Source organism: Pontibacillus marinus BH030004 = DSM 16465 (genome assembly GCF_000425225.1).
In the GTDB taxonomy this organism is placed as follows: domain Bacteria; phylum Bacillota; class Bacilli; order Bacillales; family BH030062; genus Pontibacillus; species Pontibacillus marinus.
In genome coordinates, this window is record NZ_AULJ01000071.1 from 1 (window position 1) to 17,089 (window position 17,089).

At 39.0% G+C, this 17,089-nt stretch carries 14 protein-coding genes; all 14 read right to left on the minus strand.

What is annotated here, in order from left to right; translation table 11 throughout:
- Positions 1 to 312 precede the first annotated feature (312 nt).
- Positions 313 to 2,256 (minus strand): threonine--tRNA ligase, encoded by a 1,944-nt coding sequence (gene thrS / locus H514_RS0114240; RefSeq protein ID WP_027447566.1) that lies wholly within the window; start codon positions 2,254 to 2,256, stop codon positions 313 to 315.
- Positions 2,257 to 2,628: 372 nt separating this feature from the next.
- On the minus strand, positions 2,629 to 3,486 hold the full coding sequence (gene ytxC, locus H514_RS0114245; protein WP_027447567.1) for a sporulation protein YtxC: 858 nt from the start codon (positions 3,484 to 3,486) through the stop codon (positions 2,629 to 2,631).
- Positions 3,487 to 4,047: 561 nt separating this feature from the next.
- Positions 4,048 to 4,980 (minus strand): primosomal protein DnaI, encoded by a 933-nt coding sequence (dnaI, locus tag H514_RS0114250; protein ID WP_027447568.1) that lies wholly within the window; start codon positions 4,978 to 4,980, stop codon positions 4,048 to 4,050.
- An 11-nt stretch (positions 4,981 to 4,991) separates the two neighbouring features.
- Positions 4,992 to 6,446 carry a replication initiation and membrane attachment family protein gene (locus H514_RS0114255; RefSeq protein ID WP_027447569.1) on the minus strand — a complete coding sequence of 485 codons (1,455 nt, stop codon included), beginning with the start codon at positions 6,444 to 6,446 and terminating at the stop codon, positions 4,992 to 4,994.
- Between the two features lie 86 nt (positions 6,447 to 6,532).
- Positions 6,533 to 6,994, minus strand: coding sequence for a transcriptional regulator NrdR (gene nrdR, locus H514_RS0114260; RefSeq protein WP_027447570.1), 462 nt, complete (start codon positions 6,992 to 6,994; stop codon positions 6,533 to 6,535).
- Positions 6,995 to 7,022: 28 nt separating this feature from the next.
- Complete coding sequence (locus tag H514_RS0114265; RefSeq protein ID WP_027447571.1) at positions 7,023 to 7,430, minus strand: hypothetical protein; 408 nt, start codon at positions 7,428 to 7,430, stop codon at positions 7,023 to 7,025.
- A 187-nt stretch (positions 7,431 to 7,617) separates the two neighbouring features.
- Positions 7,618 to 7,995, minus strand: coding sequence for an adenosylmethionine decarboxylase (gene speD / locus H514_RS0114270; protein WP_027447572.1), 378 nt, complete (start codon positions 7,993 to 7,995; stop codon positions 7,618 to 7,620).
- Between the two features lie 256 nt (positions 7,996 to 8,251).
- Entirely contained in the window at positions 8,252 to 9,283 is a 1,032-nt protein-coding gene (locus H514_RS0114275) for a glyceraldehyde-3-phosphate dehydrogenase (RefSeq protein ID WP_027447573.1), read from the minus strand.
- A gap of 497 nt (positions 9,284 to 9,780) precedes the next feature.
- Complete coding sequence (gene coaE, locus H514_RS0114280) at positions 9,781 to 10,380, minus strand: dephospho-CoA kinase (protein WP_027447574.1); 600 nt, start codon at positions 10,378 to 10,380, stop codon at positions 9,781 to 9,783.
- Between the two features lie 13 nt (positions 10,381 to 10,393).
- On the minus strand, positions 10,394 to 11,032 hold the full coding sequence (ytaF, locus tag H514_RS0114285; protein WP_027447575.1) for a sporulation membrane protein YtaF: 639 nt from the start codon (positions 11,030 to 11,032) through the stop codon (positions 10,394 to 10,396).
- A 79-nt stretch (positions 11,033 to 11,111) separates the two neighbouring features.
- Positions 11,112 to 11,936, minus strand: coding sequence for a DNA-formamidopyrimidine glycosylase (gene mutM, locus H514_RS0114290; protein WP_027447576.1), 825 nt, complete (start codon positions 11,934 to 11,936; stop codon positions 11,112 to 11,114).
- 17 nt (positions 11,937 to 11,953) lie between these two features.
- Positions 11,954 to 14,593 carry a DNA polymerase I gene (polA, locus tag H514_RS0114295; protein ID WP_027447577.1) on the minus strand — a complete coding sequence of 880 codons (2,640 nt, stop codon included), beginning with the start codon at positions 14,591 to 14,593 and terminating at the stop codon, positions 11,954 to 11,956.
- 124 nt (positions 14,594 to 14,717) lie between these two features.
- Positions 14,718 to 15,647, minus strand: coding sequence for a protease modulator HflC (gene hflC, locus H514_RS0114300; protein ID WP_027447578.1), 930 nt, complete (start codon positions 15,645 to 15,647; stop codon positions 14,718 to 14,720).
- Positions 15,640 to 16,590: an FtsH protease activity modulator HflK gene (hflK, locus tag H514_RS0114305; protein ID WP_027447579.1), complete on the minus strand. Its 951-nt coding sequence runs from the start codon at positions 16,588 to 16,590 to the stop codon at positions 15,640 to 15,642. Before hflK ends, hflC begins: the two co-directional genes overlap by 8 nt.
- Between the last annotated feature and the right edge of the window lie 499 nt (positions 16,591 to 17,089).

Consider the following 17,089-nt stretch of genomic DNA (forward strand, 5'->3'; position numbering starts at 1 on the left):
TTCTATGATAAAGAATTCTAATCCATATGAGATGGGAAAGTCCAAATTATGGTCCGTTAATCTCCATAATCGCGTGGAGGGAAGGAAACGGCAAACTGTCGTGGTAACAAAGGGAAGACGAGACCCCGCAGGCACGAGGAGGCTCGGCTTTTCTTCCACAACAGGCTTGCCGTTTCACTGACCGGAACAAATCACACAACAGCAACGGACTCCTCTCAGTTTCAAGTCTTCAACATAACTGCCATATAACGGAATAACCAAAAAAACCCTCATGAAGCTCATACGCTTCACAAGGGCTTTTGCAATTCAATATTATCGACGCACTCTTCCTGCGATTTCTTGTTTCAATTCATCAATGAAATCAGAAAGAGGCTTCGTTTCGGAATCTTTTTCTCCGTAGCGACGTACGTTCACGCCATTTTCGTTAATCTCGTTGTCACCTACAACAAGCTGATAAGGGACTTTTTGCATTTGAGCTTCACGGATCTTGTAGCCGATTTTCTCATCACGCTCATCCACCTCAACACGTACACCAGCGTAACGTAGTTCATCTTCAACCTTTTTCGCATAGTCTAAATGAACATCCGCAGAAACTGGAATAATCTTAGCCTGAACTGGTGCTAACCATGTTGGGAATGCACCTTTGTACTCTTCAATTAAGAAGGCAACAAAGCGTTCCATGGTAGATACCACACCACGGTGAATTACAACCGGACGGTGATGGTTTCCATCTTCACCAATATACGTTAGGTCAAAACGCTCTGGTAAATGGAAGTCCAACTGAACAGTAGAAAGTGTCTCATCTTTACCTAATGCCGTTTTTACTTGAACATCAAGCTTCGGTCCGTAGAATGCCGCTTCGCCTTCAGCTTCAACATAATCTACTTTTAGCTCTTGCATCGTTTCAAGAAGCATGGACTGAGCCTTCTCCCACATCTCATCATTATCTACATATTTCTCTTTATCCGCAGGGTCACGGTATGAAAGACGGAAGTAATAATCTTCAATACCGAAGTCTTTATATACTTCTTGAATCATACGAACAACACGGATAAACTCATCCTTCAGTTGATCTGGACGAGAGAAGATGTGTGCATCATTTAAGGTCATAGCACGTACCCGCTGTAAACCAGCTAAAGCACCAGACATTTCGTAACGGTGCATTGTACCAAGCTCAGCAATACGAACCGGTAGATTACGATAACTATGCAATTGATTTTTGTACACCATCATGTGGTGAGGACAGTTCATTGGTCGAAGTACGAGATCTTCGTTGTCCATTTCCATGGATGGGAACATGTCCTCTTGATAGTGATCCCAGTGTCCACTCGTTTTATAAAGGTCAACAGAACCTAAAACTGGTGTGTAAACGTGGTCATATCCAAGACGTTCTTCTAAGTCTACGATATAGCGCTCGATTGTACGGCGAATGGTTGCACCTTTAGGTAACCATAACGGAAGACCTTGCCCCACTTTTTGAGAAACCGTGAAAATATCAAGCTCTTTTCCTAGTTTACGGTGGTCACGCTCTTTTGCTTCTTCTAGCATGTGTAGGTACTCTTCAAGATGAGGTTTCTTTTCAAACGCTGTACCATAAATACGCTGAAGCATTTGATTGTCGCTATCTCCACGCCAGTATGCACCAGAGACACTCAACAGCTTAAATACTTTAATTTTACCCGTAGATGGAACATGTGGACCGCGGCAAAGGTCGAAAAATTCACCTTGCTTATAGATTGTAATGTTTTCATCTTCTGGAAGGTCATCGATCAATTCTAACTTTAAGTCATCACCGATTTCACGGTACATTTCCTTTGCTTCTTCACGACTAACTTCCACACGCTGAATCTCAAGGTTTTCGCTAACGATACGTTGCATCTCTTTTTCAATCTTAGGTAGATCTTCAACAGAGATGGATTCAGAGATGTCCATGTCATAATAAAACCCGTTCTCAATAACAGGACCTACTCCAAGCTTCACGTCTCCATAAAGGCGTTTAACAGCCTGCGCCATTAAGTGTGCCGTGGAGTGACGTAACACCTCAATACCTTCTTCATCACGAAGTGTTACAATTTCAATTGATCCATCACCTGGTAATTCTCGGCGAAAATCAATCAGTTGACCATTATGTTTTCCAGCAACAGCTTGCTTTTTTAAACCGGGACTAATGGATGCAGCTACATCTTCAGTTGTTGTACCCTGAGGAAACTCTTTCACCGCTCCATCTGGAAATGTAAGTTGAATTCCTTCAGCCATTGTTCATGCACTCCTTCTATCCTTCTGAAATGTGATGATTCAAACACGAATTATGAGCATTAAAAAACGCCCATCCCTTGCACGATAGCGAAGGGACGAGCGTTGATGCACGTGGTTCCACCCTGATTTCCACATTCCTGTGGCTCATTGTTTCAAATCCGTAACGAGGACGAGGCGCTGCTAGTTACTTAAGGTTCGCCAGCAGAGTTCAGAGGTGGTAAACAATTTGCCGTTCTTAGGAAGCTTCCAGCCTTGGCCTCCCTCTCTGTAAGTCGATACACATTGTTCGTATCCTCATCATCACTTATACATTGAATTCTATTTATGATTCATAGTATAAGGATATTCATTTAAAAAAGCAAGCCTATTTTTTTACTGAGAGGACAAACGTTTGAAAGGAAACTTTTTCAAAGGGAGAAATTCTACCTTTTCTTGAAACACATTTAATATTGTAATGGTTTTGGGATCACTAGGATCATCGCCGTATAGCGATATTTTCTCTGGCGCTAAAGCAATAATAGGTGTAATATTCATTTCTTCTTTTTCCAAACCAAACAAGTAAAGTGGTTCTCCATTTGTCAATCGTTTTAACTCTTCCTGCCTAAAAAGGTTTCCATTATTATCATAAAAATGGAAACTAGGACCTTGCACAATTAATAAATGATCCATATTAGAAGGTTTAAGATGCATATATTCGCGAAGATGTTCAACATAAGATTGATATTCTTCTTCTCGTTTGTATTCATCAAGTGCATATCCTACAAAATCAATTAAATCATTATAAAAAGTATGCATCCGAAATACAATAATCGAATCAAAATGAACAGACTCTTCTTCCTTCAAAGCCTCTGCAAATACTGTTTCTAAAATGGTTTGATATTGTCCATGACTTAATTTGTGTTGTGGTACCATCTCTTCCTCTAACTCATCACGCAACAATGTATGACACAAATCCACAATCGTTTCAACTTCATCTACGTCATTATAATAATAACAATCACGAATAATTTCATGTAACCAAGCTGACTCTTTATGTATTTGAAACACATGAATAAATCCTTGAATGAGTACAGAATGAAGTTCTTTTACATCAGAGGCTTGTTCAATATTAATTGTAAGGCCCCACTTCTTGTGCTGCTGCCAGTGAAGTCTAATATCTCGACTATAATCAAGCAGGTATTCACAAAAGGATAAGGCTTCATGCTTACGCTCAAACGTGATTTGCTTCAATCTATTCCCCCCTTCCCCCATAACTGTTACATTATATGGGACAAGGGAGAAAAAAATGATTTCGTTTATAAAATAGTGCAACAAAAACAAAAATCGCATGGGCCTCCACTATGGAAGCTCATGCGATTAATTTATTAGTAAAGAAAGTATAAGTTATAGCTCTTAGATGTCTAGCTCCAGCGCCCAGCAACGAATGGACTTGGGCCCACACGACGTGGGTCAGATCGACGTTGTCACAGGACGTGACGAACTTGGGGCCACAGGGATGTGGGTCAGGTCGGCGTTGTCACAGGATGTGACGAACTTAGCCGATCATCCTTATAACTTTCTCCGTACGATAAGTCAACATCGATTCACTTTGTTCATCGTGTTTCCTTTACACGTTTGCGTTATGAAATTTTAACAAAGAAGGAACTCGACGTAGTTAAAATTTCTAGGTGAAAGTACCACAGCAACTAAGCTTCTGTCTGCGCCTGTGGCTTGCCAATCAGCAAGTTTGGTTAATCGTACTACGAGCTCAGTCCAGTCCCTTCGTTGCTAAACGGGCGCTTGCGCTTTTCTTTATGACCTTCTATTTTGTCCATGAACTGGGACTGGAATGCTCACTTGTTTAATGCGTTCAATGATTCTTCCTGCTTTCAATTCCTCTACATCGCCTCGATTATTCGTCATCAAGTGTTTCTCCAAGTCTTTTAGCGTATAGTTCGAAGTAAAGAATACAGGAAGGCGTTCCATCATTCTATATTGTAAGATAGCTCCTAACACTTCATCTCGGAACCATGATGACATGGATTCAGCACCAATATCATCTAACATAAGGACAGGTGTCGTTTTAAACTGTTCAATCTTCTTATTCAAGGAGTTGTCCTGCAAGGAAGATTTCATTTCACGAACAAACTCAGGCATATAGATAACTAATGAAGACACGCCTTCATTGGCTAAGTCATTCGCAACCGCTCCAAGAAAGAACGTCTTCCCTACCCCAAATGGACCATGGAAATAAAGACCCTTTTCAGCTTCTTTCGTCCCCCACTTTTCCACATAGTTATTCGCATAACCAATGGCTTTCAAGCGCTGGTCATCATCCATATCAACTTCCTCAAAAGTTGCTTCCAACACTTCTCTTGGCATATATAAACTACTAATAAAGGAACGTTTTTTGGATTGCGCTTCTACTTGAGCTTTACGAGGGCACATTTCATACGTGATCCGTACATCACGATTTGCAACATGGATTAAAGGGCTATAGCCTGGAACTAAGTTTTTACATTCAGCTAATGCCGGACAATCCTGACAACGTTTCGATTGAGATTGATATTCATATAATTTCATTAGATGCTTACTTATATCTTGATCCGTTAATTGGGGGTTCTGTTTTAATATTTGTTGAATTTCAGGATCTTTTAAAATTGCCTGCTTCATGGACTGGTAATGTTCCTGAAAGTTTTTACTTTCCCTCATCCATTTTTTCAATGCGGTTTGTATAGGTTCCATGTTCTTCATCCTTACAATTCATTATTCCGTGTACGCTTTTTAGACCTATTCTTGATAGCCTTAAGAATATCCTCTTTTTCCTTCTGGATTTCCTCAGGAGATTTTTCTTGGTCTTTTTCCTCTGTAGGATTGCTTTGGCTCTTTTTCTCTTCCTCAGCTTTTTGATCTTTAAACCAATCCGGTAGTACTTCTTGCTTTTGAGGCTTTCGATATCCAGACTTTTTCTTTGTAGCCCATTGTTGATATTTTTTATTTTCTTTTTTAGCAACATCCATTGCCTGACTTACTGTTTTAATTTGAAGTCGAGCCCAATGTCCTGCGATGGTTTCCATATAAGGCTTTGATAACTTCATATCTGTTTTTAATAATACGTAGTAAATCAAGACATTCATAACACCAGGGCTTAGACCTTGTTGGGTCATAATGTCCCTAATCATTTTAATATCTTTTTCTGGAGGTTCGGCTCCTTCAGACAAGTCACTTAACAATTCCCTAGGAGAAATTTGCTGTAACTGTTGAATAAGCGCTTCTTCTTTATTGGAGGCTTTATTCGTTTCAGACTGATTCGATTGATCAGAAACAGAAAGTCGTTCACGTTGATCTGTCACGCTCTTATTCTCATTACCCTTAGAAGCGGAAGGCTTGTTCTGATAAAGGTCGTGACACGCTTCTTTCAATTCAGATAAGATCAATTCATTTTGATCGTTCATAGACCACAAAATGGCTTTTTCTAATTCATATGTGGCTAGATTATATAAAAGGGATAATTGCGTAATAACCTTACGATGCTTTTGCGACAAGATTTCTTGTGCAGGCAGCATTCGTTCTTGCAAAGATTTGTATAACCATTCGTAATCAACGACCTCTTCTTGTACGTTTACACCTTGTGCTCCAGTTGAGATAACGTTCTCTTCACCATGACGATGAAGCCCATCAGGTGGCTTTTCTGAGGTTAAGTGATGCATAGAAAAAACTTGTTCAAATGATGAAGTTACCTCTTTAGCATCTTTATCAATTTTAGTGGCCATGTAAAAGGCGTTTCTCAAACGATCATACTTATCTTGACCTAGATGGTGATACAATAACAAAGAAAGCATATCATCTTCAAAAAATTCATTTGGTGTAAAAGGCTTAATAAGCACATATGCATATACAGTTTGCCCCTGCTCATATGATGCAAACGTTCGCATCAAGCCGATTGCCTCTAACTTCTTCCTAGCATCATAAATATCATCTAAAGGCATATGGAGATAATTCATTAACAGATGATGGGTTCTAACACGATCACCTGGTTGTTGTAAGTCGTATTCAGAAAGAAGCGTTTGATACAGGCTTACAGCTGAAACCCCTATGATAGGCTGATATAAATGAGACAAAGCTTTCGAAACATCCATCGGCATACTTTGAGGCACGTTCAATGTAAACCCATCCACTGGTAACAGCTTCCCAATATTCGCTTCCTCCATGATGTCTTCCTCCTTACAATTACGTTTCATGATGACTGAAGGACCTGTAAAAAAGAAAAGAGCCAAGCACGGCTCTATAAGCTCATTTATTCAGGTTCTTGTTTTATCAAGTCTTTTAATTCGTCTAAGAATACATTGATATCCTTAAACTGTCTATATACTGATGCAAAGCGGACATAAGCTACCTCGTCCACCTCTGCGAGTCGATCCATAACCATTGCACCAATGTCATTACTCTGAACTTCTGAGTCCCCACGATTACGTAGCTCACGTTCAATACTCGTAGCAATCGTTTCAAGTTGTTCTACAGAGACTGGGCGCTTTTCACATGCTCGGATGAGTCCTCGCATAAGCTTCTCACGTGAAAATTCCTCACGTGTCCCCTCTTTTTTCACGACGATTAATGGTACTTCTTCTATACGCTCAAATGTCGTAAAACGAAAATTACAGTCTTCGCATTCTCTTCTACGACGAATCGATTTTCCTTCTTCAACTGGTCTTGAATCTAATACTTTCGTGCTTTTGTAGCCACAATTTGGGCATTTCACTTACATCAACTCCAGTATTGATTTCTACCTATACTTCCATTTTCTCAGCCATTGACGTTTCAAGAAATGGGAGTTCTTTTTTTAGAGATTCGTATTGGGTTTGTATTAATTTATGACTATATCCGAAATCAAACGGAAGAGGTGTTTCTGTGGTTACGGAAAAATCAATTGCTGTACGATAAGGCTTGACCATAATAACACTAATAACCATAAAGGCTTTTCGACTGCCTTTAACTCCAACACTTACTTCACCGTGTTCCTCTGATTTTGCAATGATGTCATACTTGGATGCATTTTCGTACATTTTTTCTATGGCACGAAATGCTTTATCTTTTGTTGTTTTAAAGTAGTGAGTCTGTAATTCATTATTCCAATGCTGTTCACTTGTTTCAGCATGATTTGTTAAATGCTTTTTAAACCATTGTTTAATACTCATCGATCATTACACCTCTTATTTATTATATCAAAAATTTTCAAAGGATAAATACGTCATCGTGTTATTTATCGATTTCTTTTTTACTAAATGGAGTTTTTACTGTGAAATGGTGGTTATATGGAGTAAGGAACAATTACATATTAAAAAGGGATGCACGAATTGTGCACCCCTTATATAGTAGAATTCTTTATAGAACATTGAATTTTTGTACAGATACCGGTCCCATTCCGCGCGGGACTTCTACTGATTCTTGTGTTGCGGCTTCTAATGCGTCTGCGATATATTGTGCAGCAACATTTGGATCAATGCGATCTCCGCATGTGTACACATCAATACTCGCATATCCATGCTCTGGAAAGCTATGAATTGTTAAATGTGATTCTGAAATTATGACAACTCCACTTACGCCATGTGGTGCAAATTTATGAAAAGCAACTTCGCGGACTTCGGCACCAGCTTTCAGTGCAGCATCCACAAAGATTTGCTCAATCTTTGTCATATCGTTTAGTGTTTCTGTGTTACAATCCCAAAGTTCTGAAATTACATGTCTACCCATTGTATCCATTGGGAGTCCCCCTTCAGACAAACAAAAGTTACTTCTTAACATCCGCTCATGTACTGCCACGGGGGAAAGTTAGTCCTAAGAGGTCCTAACCCTTTAAGCAGTCATATTTCCTTCAGTTTTTCAGAAGCTCAAAAGTTAGTATATACGCTTCCCTACCTTTTTGCAATATACAAATGGAAATATTTTTCGGATATAAATGGAAATGTGTGTTAGACACAAATTCCCCTTTTGCTCATGCATTTTAGTAGGTATCTCCTTATGATACGCGGGCTTCTTGTTGATTCGCTAACTTTTCACCTACAAATTTAACTAAATCTACTACACGTTTTGAGTAACCCCACTCATTATCATACCAAGCTAGTACTTTTACTTTACGATCATCCATAACCATTGTTGATAAACCATCGATAATAGAGGAATATTCCGTAGTCGTATAATCAATGGAAACAAGTGGTTCTTCAGAGTATGACAAAATTCCGTCCAAGCTATTTTTGGATGCATGCTTAAATGCATTGTTAATTTGATCTTCTGTAACATCTTGCTTAAGGTCAATAACAAGGTCTACCAAAGATACGTTTGGCGTCGGAACCCGTAAAGCCATCCCATGCATTTTTCCATCTAAATGAGGCATTACTTGCCCAAGTGCTTTAGCTGCACCTGTAGAAGTAGGAATAATAGATTGTGTACAACCACGTGCACGTCGTAAGTCTTTATGTGGATTATCTAAGTTTTTCTGATCATTTGTGAAAGCGTGAACAGTCGTCATTAATCCATTTTCAATACCAAACTCATCATCAAGAACCTTCACTACAGGAGCCAAGCAATTTGTAGTACATGAAGCATTTGATACTACATCATGTTCCTCATGGTTGTAAACGCTCTCATTTACGCCCATAACAATCGTAGCATCAACTTCTTTACCAGGTGCTGTGATGACAACCTTTTTTGCTCCAGCTTCGATATGGCCACCTGCAGATTCTTTTGTTTTAAACTTTCCTGTTGCTTCAATTACAATATCAACTCCGAGTTTATCCCATGGCAGCTCTTTTGGATCACGAGAAGATACGATATCAATCTTTTTACCATCAACTTCTAACCCATTATCAAGCGCTTTCACATCTCCTTGAAAACGACCATGAACACTGTCATATGTTAATAAATGAGCTAGGGTTTCAGGTTCATAGCTTGCATTGATAGCTACTACCTCAAGATCTTTATCTTTAACCGCCTGGCGGAAAACCATGCGTCCAATTCGTCCAAATCCATTAATTGCAACACGTGCTGTCATGTCACATACCCCTCTCAAATATGATATACTTTTTCCTTCCCTTTCGCATGATTAGTATAACACATTTATATAAGCTTGGAATCCAAAATTTAAAAAATTTTTAATAAATGGGTATCTATCCAGAACAAAAGCGCAAGCGCCCGTTTAGCAACAAAGGGACTGGACTGAGCCCGTAGTACGATTAGCCAAACTTGCTGATTGGCAAGCCGACAGGCGCAGACAGAAGCTTAGTTGCCGTGGTACTTTCACCTAGAAATTTTAACTACGTCGATTTTCTTCCTTGTTAAAATTTCATGTCATAAACGTGTAAAGGAAACACGATGAACAAAGTGAATCGATGTTGACTTATCGTACGGAGGCGAGGGAAGTCCCTTCGTTGCTGGGCGCTGAAGCTGGATGTGGCCTCGCTCCCGTTTAAAAGTTATACACAAGTCACAAATTTTATAATTTACCTAACTAAAAAACCTACCACTATAAATATAGTAGTAGGTCCCTTATTAAATAACTTCCCATTTTCTTAAAATCGCATCTAATTGGTCATAAGATTGTTGTTTCGTCCCATTGTTAGAAATGACCGCATCCGCTTCCTCCGCTTTTTTAGAAACAGGCATTTGAGAATTAATACGACTCTTAGCCTCATCCTCTGTACTTTCATCTCGTTCCATTAAACGTTTTAGCTGAATTTCTTCATCAACATAAACAACAAGGATTTTATCTACAAAGTGTGTTAGTTCACTCTCAAATAAAAGCGGAATATCGAGCACAACAGCTTTTTCATTTTGCCTAACGTGATAATCACGTTCCTCGAGCATTTTCTCCCTGACAGCTGGGTGAACGATACCATTCAATGCTTTTCGCTTCTCTTCGTCGTTAAAAACAATTGCACCTAACGCTTTTCGATCAATGGTGTCATCCTCACGTAAAATGTCACGACCAAATGTTTCTACAATTTGATCGTATGCTTTTTCACCAGGCTCGACAACTTTTCTAGAAATTTTATCTGCGTCAATTACAGGAATGTCATAATCATCAAACATTAACGAAACCGTACTTTTTCCTGTTGCGATGCTTCCTGTGAGTCCGATTACAACTGTCATTACGATTGCCCCTTTACGTCATTTTCATTACTCCGATTAGAATAAGAAGTACACCTGGCAAAAAGGAAAGGCGATGAAGCCATCCCCAGCAGGATAAAAGAAACCCACTTTTTAAACCGACCCAAAGGAAAGAACTGCTCATAAATGCAATAACTCCTGCAGTTAACAACGGCTCAAATCCAAACATAGCTGCACCAACACCAGCCCCGAAGGCATCTAATGATAACGCTAAACCTAATAAAAGTGCCTCAATGCCATTGATGGTGCCAGATTTATCAATATCAGCCGTCATTGGCTTTCTTAATATTTGTATCACAATACCTAACGATTGAATCTCAAGTTTTAATATATAAGGATCTTTTGGTTCAGTTGGTCCATGGTTATCACTTTTAAAAAATTGATAAATGACCCATGCACCGATGGATATAAGAATCACCCCACCAAGTATTTCAGTGATATGAGGTGAAATAAACCATGAAATAGCTTTTCCTATCATCATGGAGATAAAGAAAGTTGTGGCGGAGATACAAGCAATGATGAGAATCGCTTTGAAAGGTAAACCCATCTTACGCATTCCGTAAGTAAAACCAACTGTAAAACTATCTAAACTAACAGCGAATGCCAGAATGATTAATGTCATGATCTCTTGCATTTAAACGAAAGCTCCTTCCCCCATATTCTACGTTAGTATATGGGGGGAGCTTATGAGCTGTGCTATTGATTTGTTGTGATTATTTCTGGCAATTAAGGCATACGTGAGTACCTCGATTCCCTACCTTCATCTTTGTTATAACTTTGCCACAGTTGTGACAAGCTTCTTCTTCTCGACCATACACATTGAGCTTTTGTTGGAACATCCCAATTTGTCCCTGGCTATTCACATAGGAGCGTATAGTTGTTCCCCCTTGTGTAACAGCCTCACCTAGAGTTTCAATAATTTCATGATGAAGGGACGTAATTTCTCCATCACTTAAATCAGAAGCTCTTCTCATAGGGTGAATGGAGGATCTGAACAAAGCTTCATCCACATAAATGTTTCCTAACCCAGCTACTACCGTTTGATCTAAAAGAGCTGTCTTGATATGCCGATTTGTTTTATTGAGTTTTTCTTTTAAATAATCTACAGTGAATGCTTTTTCAAATGGTTCTGGTCCTAAATGGTCTAACGGAGGACAGTTAAACTCATCTCCGATAGAGAACACATGCATGGTCCCGAACTTCCGAACATCTTGATAACGTAGTTCTTTTCCATCGGTTAATTCAAAAATGACATGAGTATGTTTATTAACAGGTTCTGTTTTTGGAAAAACGCCATATTTCCCTTCCATTCTAAGGTGAGAAATAAGCACATGATGATCGAGGTAAAATAAGAGAAACTTTCCTCGACGATCAATTCGATGGATCGTCTGACCTTGAACAATTTGCTTAAATTGTTCTGTATCATCAGGATGCTTAATGATGTTTGGCCAGTGTATTGTAATGTTTTGAATCGTTTTATTTATAACAAGGTGTTCGAGTGTTTTTTTGATTGTCTCGACTTCTGGTAGTTCTGGCATGTGTTTCAAACACTCCTTTACTTCGCATCATACCATGTGTCGCCTTGTTCATCGTCCACTTTTAATGGAACTTCAAGATCGACGGTTTCTTCCATCACCTTCGTAACTAGGCTTTGCAGCTTTTCTAATTCCGCTTCGGGTGCCTCAAGAATTAATTCGTCATGCACTTGTAAAAGCATGCGAGCTTCTAATCCTTCGTGCTCTAATGCATGGTAAAGATCAATCATAGCCTTTTTAATGATATCTGCTGCAGTTCCTTGAATTGGTGTATTCATTGCTGTTCGCTCTGCAAAGCTTCTACGGTTGAAGTTTCGACTTGTGATATCCGGTAAATAACGACGACGGTTCATTAGAGTCGTGACATATCCGTTTTGCTTCGCTTCTTGTACGACTTCATCCATGTAAGCTTTTACCCCAGGGTAGCTTTCAAGATAACGCTCGATAAATTTCTTCGCTTCCTTACGAGGAATTCCTAGGCTTTGAGATAAGCCGTAATCACTAATTCCGTAAACAATTCCGAAGTTGACCGCTTTCGCCTGACGACGCATTTGGTCCGTAACCTCATCTTCAGATACATGGAATACATCCATTGCTGTTTTCGTATGAACGTCTGCCCCTTCTTTAAAGGCACTAATTAACTTTTCATCCTGCGCTATGTGTGCAAGAACACGAAGTTCAATTTGAGAGTAGTCAGCGGCAAAGATCTTCCAACCTTCTTCAGATGGAATGAAGGCTTGTCTAATTTTTCTTCCCTCTTCTAAACGAATTGGGATATTTTGCAGGTTTGGTTCAATAGAACTTAGGCGACCTGTTTGGGTCAGTGCCTGATTAAATCTTGTATGAATTTTATTCGTATCCTCATGGACCACCTTGAGCAGCCCTTCAATATATGTTGATTGAAGTTTACCTAACTGACGGTAAATTAAGATTTTTTCAATTATCGGGTGTTTATCTTGAAGTTGCTCTAAAATATCTGCTGATGTAGAATAACCCGTTTTGGTTTTCTTAATAACTGGAAGCTCAAGCTTTTCAAATAAAATTGGACCAAGTTGCTTAGGAGAATTTAAATTAAACTCTTCTCCAGCTAGCTCATACACTTCTTTCTCTAATTCAGCAAGGCGTTCTTTAAGGTCTTCACCCATTTGTTTCAAGCGGTCTACATCTACCTGAACACCTGTGTATTCCATGATACCTAGAATTTGAGAAAGCGGCATTTCAAGCTCATGATACAAATCCCACTGTTCATTTTCTTTTAATTGTTCTTCAACGGTTTCTTTTAATTGAAAGAGCATATCTGTTTTACGACCTACATGATCTGCTAAAACCTCTGTATCAGGCACCTTCATTTTGGCACCTTTCCCATATACCTCTTCATCAAAAGCTACTTCTTTTCTGTCCATTCGTTGGCTAATTGCTGGGATATCATGATGATTTTCAGAAGGATTGATAATATAAGAAGCAATTAACAGGTCAAATGATAACCCCTTTACATCTATATCATAACGCTTCATAGCTACAAGGGTTTTCTTAGCATCAAAAACCCACTTTTTCTTGTTCGCATCTTCGGCCCATTTCTTAAACACTTCCGAATGAAGAGCTTGATCTCCAGGAATGAAGTACTTACCACCATCATGAACAATACCTACTCCTTCAATATCAGCAGTGTGATAACTTTCACTTAGCATTTCAATCACTAGTGCAGTTGTTTCGGCTAAGTGCTCTTCTTTTATGTCTTCGATCGTTTCTACTTCTATTTCAGGTAAGCTTTCGTTTACTTCCTCCGCTTCAGCCTCTTCACCACCAATACGACTCAATAGTGAATTGAATCCTAGATCACGGAAAAAGCTACTTACCTTTTGATATTCATAGCCTTCATATTGTGCTTTTTCTAAACCTACCTCAATGGGTGAATCAACATTGATCGTTACAAGATCTTTACTCATATAAGCATTGTCTTTGTTATCGGTAAGCTTTTCTTTCAATTTTTTACCGCTAACCTCTTCTAAGTGTTCATAAACACCATCAAGGGTCTCGAATTGATTAAGTAGTTTAACAGCCGTCTTCTCCCCTACTCCAGGAACTCCTGGGATGTTATCTGAGCTATCTCCCATTAAAGCTTTTAAATCAATAATTTGACTAGGATCCACGTCCATCTTTTCTTTCATAAATGATGGTGTGTAGGTTTCTACATTTGTAATTCCCTTTTTGGTAAGCGCAACGGATACTTTATCAGAAACAAGCTGTAATAAGTCCCGGTCACCACTAATCACTTTCACATCCCAATCCTCTTTCTCACCTTGGCGAGCAAGAGTACCGATAATATCATCCGCTTCAAATTGATCAAGTTCATAATGAGAAATATGGAATGCATCCAGTAATTCACGTATAAGTGGAAATTGTTCGGATAACTCTGGTGGTGTCTTTTGGCGTCCACCTTTATATTCTTCATACGTTTTATGTCTGAAAGTGGTCTTCCCAGCATCAAAAGCAACTAGAACATGAGAAGGCTGTTCTTCCTCTAAAATCTTTAATAGCATAGTCGTAAAACCGTAAACAGCATTGGTATGTACACCTTTATCATTGTTCAATAGCGGGAGAGCAAAAAACGCTCGATAAGCAATACTGTTCCCGTCGATTAATATTAATTTTTGAGACATGTCGTGCACTCCTTTATACGTGATCGATCATTTATGTAGTCTATTCTAAATTGGTGCCAAAAAAAGCGACTCTTTCCTCTCATTTTACCATGTTCGGTAAGAGAAAGAAAAAGTCGCCTCTTTATTATTCAAAATATCCAGTTAATGTTTGTGCGTAAGGAGAACCTTGCGGAAGGATAATTGTTGTCTCACCATCAATCGTCTTCTTATAAGATTCTAGAGTACGGTAAAGTCGATAGAACGATTCATCCTTAGAAAAGGACTCATTGTAAATACGCGCTGCTTCTTGTTCGCCTTCTCCTCGAATTTGAGCAGCTTGAGCATCTGCTTTTGCTAGCATTTCTTTCACATCACGGTCTGTTTGAGCAATAATACGACTTTTCTCAGCATCACCTTGAGATAGGTATTCCTGCGCTTTCGTTTCACGCTCTGAAATCATGCGACGATATACGGACTGTTCGTTCTCATCAGGTAAATCGGTTCGTTTAATTCGTACATCCTCCACCCGGATTCCGTATTTATCACGTGCTAGTAAATCATTCACTTGTTTTGTAACTCGCTCGTTTAAGTTACCTCTTGAGGATTTTTCATCATTAATGATCTCTTCATAATTCATTCGACCTAACTCGGTACGAATAACGGAGAAGATAAACTCCCCCATACGAGTTTCTGCATTTAACATATTTCTTGCGGTGTTAATCATATTATCTGGATCTGTTATATGCCATACAGCATAGTTATCAATAATCATACGTTTCTTATCTAGTGTATTAATCTCTTTTTGTGCCACATCATACACCATTTTCTTTTGAGGAAGCGTTGTAACGGTTTGAATGAATGGAACCTTAAACTTAAGACCTGGTGTTTCTTCCGTGTTCACAATTTCCCCAAACTGTCGTACTACTTTATATTCGCCTTCTTTAACAATGAAAATCGAGTTAAATAACCCAATTAGTAATAAAACAAACACAATTAGAGAAAGTCCAATTCTTACATATCGCTTAATCTCGTTAGAACTAGGTTTATTCATTTCTACAATGTTTTCATCACTCATTGTTGGACCCTCCCTGTGCTGGTGCTACTGTTTTTGATTTGCTAGGGTCTAAAGGTAAATACTTCAATGTATTTCCACTATCATTCATAATATAGATTTTCGCTTCAGGTAACACTTCCTCAAGCGTTTCAATCACAAGACGGTCTTTTGTAATAGTAGGAGATTTCGCGTATTCTTCATACAATGCGTTAAATTGTGCAACATCACCTTTTGCTTTTTGAATTCGAGCTACTTTATCTCCTTCAGCTCTAGATATGATTGCATCCTTTTCCCCTAGTGCTTCTTCATATTTTTGATTTCTATATTTCTTTGCTTCGTTAATTTTCGTGTTCATCGTTTCACGCGCATCTGTAACCTTGGTAAATGCAGTACGCACTTCCTCGTTTGGAAGATCCACTTCTTGTAGTTTCACATCAATAATGGAAATGCCAATCTCATAGTCAGCTATCAGTGATTTCAATAATTCACGTACATCATTTTCAATCTCAGCTTTACCAGAGGTTAATGCTTCATCAATTTTAGATGTCCCAATAATGCCTCTTAGTGAGGCAGAAGTTGCGTTATTTAAAATTTGCTTGGGATCTGCAGAATGGAATAAGTATTGAGATGGTTCTGTAATTTTCCATTGTACGACTAAATCTGCTAATACTATATTTTCGTCCCCTGTAATCATCCGGATTTGATCGGCTCCAGATTTATCATCTTGGTTGTATCCGAAATCAAGACTAAAGGTTTCTTTGGATACCTTTCTAACTTCTTGAACAGGCCAAGGCATTTTAAAATGAAGTCCTGGACTTGTAATATCCTCACCTGCTTCACCAAAAGTTAACATCGTAGCTTGTTCAGACTCATCGACAGTGTACCAGCTTGTTATCCCAACAATGGCTAATACAACGACGCTAATGGTAATGGCAAGCCACATGTAGATTTGTTTTAATGTCATCCGCTTTCTCTCCCCTTATTTCATGATTGTTACAATTGTATTACGAATCATGTCACTCATAAGTTTCATTCTAGCACAAATTTCTTACTTTTTATTTGGGGAAATGAAAAGAAAAATATGGTGGATGGTTATGTAAGTCTCTTATTTCAGATAAGCCCCCTATTGTTGAAGACTTGGTTTCGAGATAAAGTGCGTATGGCTCCGTTGCTTTTGTACAGATCGGCGGGCTGTGGAACGGGTTGCTTTCCCCGGAAGACCGATCGAGCTTCCTCGTCACTTCGTTCCTGCGGGATCTCGCTCGCCCTTTCTACCGGAGGAGTCAACCCGTTCCACAGCCCGCCTTAGCCGAATGGAGATTAACGGAACCGCCGTAATTCTGGGATGAGGTTTTCTGTTTCCAGGTAGTATAAGCCTATCATGACAAGGCTCTGAACAACTTCTCTGAATATGATTTCCAACCAACATGAGGTGGGATAGTCAAATTATGGTCCGTTAGTTT

Coding starts and splice junctions, on each gene's coding strand:
- thrS (WP_027447566.1), bottom strand. CDS start 2,256: ATGGCTGAAGGAATTCAACTTACATTTCCAGATGGAGCGGTGAAAGAG.
- dnaI (WP_027447568.1), bottom strand. CDS start 4,980: ATGGAACCTATACAAACCGCATTGAAAAAATGGATGAGGGAAAGTAAA.
- H514_RS0114255 (WP_027447569.1), bottom strand. CDS start 6,446: ATGGAGGAAGCGAATATTGGGAAGCTGTTACCAGTGGATGGGTTTACA.
- H514_RS0114265 (WP_027447571.1), bottom strand. CDS start 7,430: ATGAGTATTAAACAATGGTTTAAAAAGCATTTAACAAATCATGCTGAA.
- speD (WP_027447572.1), bottom strand. CDS start 7,995: ATGGATACAATGGGTAGACATGTAATTTCAGAACTTTGGGATTGTAAC.
- H514_RS0114275 (WP_027447573.1), bottom strand. CDS start 9,283: ATGACAGCACGTGTTGCAATTAATGGATTTGGACGAATTGGACGCATG.
- coaE (WP_027447574.1), bottom strand. CDS start 10,380: ATGACAGTTGTAATCGGACTCACAGGAAGCATCGCAACAGGAAAAAGT.
- ytaF (WP_027447575.1), bottom strand. CDS start 11,032: ATGCAAGAGATCATGACATTAATCATTCTGGCATTCGCTGTTAGTTTA.
- mutM (WP_027447576.1), bottom strand. CDS start 11,936: ATGCCAGAACTACCAGAAGTCGAGACAATCAAAAAAACACTCGAACAC.
- polA (WP_027447577.1), bottom strand. CDS start 14,593: ATGTCTCAAAAATTAATATTAATCGACGGGAACAGTATTGCTTATCGA.
- hflC (WP_027447578.1), bottom strand. CDS start 15,647: ATGAGTGATGAAAACATTGTAGAAATGAATAAACCTAGTTCTAACGAG.
- hflK (WP_027447579.1), bottom strand. CDS start 16,590: ATGACATTAAAACAAATCTACATGTGGCTTGCCATTACCATTAGCGTC.